General features: G+C 55.7%; 2 rRNA genes (1 of these 2 only partly in view). Both read right to left on the bottom strand.

Annotated features, from left to right (window positions below):
* A 5S ribosomal RNA gene (rrf, locus tag ACIQAC_RS40725) occupies positions 1-117 on the bottom strand.
* 88 nt (positions 118-205) lie between these two features.
* Positions 206-1,380 (bottom strand): 23S ribosomal RNA (locus tag ACIQAC_RS40720) (it continues 1,371 nt past the right edge of the window).

Genomic DNA, 1,380 nt, shown 5'->3' with positions numbered 1-1,380 from the left:
GTTCGGCGGCGTCCTACTCTCCCACAGGGTCCCCCCTGCAGTACCATCGGCGCTGTAAGGCTTAGCTTCCGGGTTCGGAATGTAACCGGGCGTTTCCCTCACGCTATAACCACCGAAACACTATGAAACAGACAAACCGGAGCCGTGACCATGGCTACAACGGTTGTTCGTGGTTTCAGAACCAACACAGTGGACGCGAGCAACTGAGGACAAGCCCTCGGCCTATTAGTACCGGTCAACTCCACCCATTACTAGGCTTCCATATCCGGCCTATCAACCCAGTCGTCTACTGGGAGCCTTACCCTCTCAAGGAGGTGGGAATACTCATCTCGAAGCAGGCTTCCCGCTTAGATGCTTTCAGCGGTTATCCCTCCCGAACGTAGCCAACCAGCCATGCCCTTGGCAGAACAACTGGCACACCAGAGGTTCGTCCGTCCCGGTCCTCTCGTACTAGGGACAGCCCTTCTCAATATTCCTACGCGCACAGCGGATAGGGACCGAACTGTCTCACGACGTTCTAAACCCAGCTCGCGTACCGCTTTAATGGGCGAACAGCCCAACCCTTGGGACCGACTCCAGCCCCAGGATGCGACGAGCCGACATCGAGGTGCCAAACCATCCCGTCGATATGGACTCTTGGGGAAGATCAGCCTGTTATCCCCGGGGTACCTTTTATCCGTTGAGCGACGGCGCTTCCACAAGCCACCGCCGGATCACTAGTCCCGACTTTCGTCCCTGCTCGACCCGTCGGTCTCACAGTCAAGCTCCCTTGTGCACTTACACTCAACACCTGATTACCAACCAGGCTGAGGGAACCTTTGGGCGCCTCCGTTACTCTTTAGGAGGCAACCGCCCCAGTTAAACTACCCATCAGACACTGTCCCTGATCCGGATCACGGACCCAGGTTAGACATCCAGCACGACCAGACTGGTATTTCAACGACGACTCCACAACCACTGGCGTGATCGCTTCAAAGTCTCCCAGCTATCCTACACAAGCCGAACCGAACACCAATATCAAACTATAGTAAAGGTCCCGGGGTCTTTCCGTCCTGCTGCGCGAAACGAGCATCTTTACTCGTAGTGCAATTTCACCGGGCCTATGGTTGAGACAGTCGAGAAGTCGTTACGCCATTCGTGCAGGTCGGAACTTACCCGACAAGGAATTTCGCTACCTTAGGATGGTTATAGTTACCACCGCCGTTTACTGGCGCTTAAGTTCTCAGCTTCGCCACACCGAAATGTGACTAACCGGTCCCCTTAACGTTCCAGCACCGGGCAGGCGTCAGTCCGTATACATCGCCTTACGGCTTCGCACGGACCTGTGTTTTTAGTAAACAGTCGCTTCTCGCTGGTCTCTGCGGCCACCCCCAGCTCAGA

The organism is Streptomyces sp. NPDC088387 (assembly GCF_044753385.1).
Classification (GTDB): domain Bacteria; phylum Actinomycetota; class Actinomycetes; order Streptomycetales; family Streptomycetaceae; genus Streptomyces.
The sequence above is the reverse complement of the archived record's forward strand: the minus strand, read 5'-3'. Positions and strand labels throughout refer to the sequence as shown.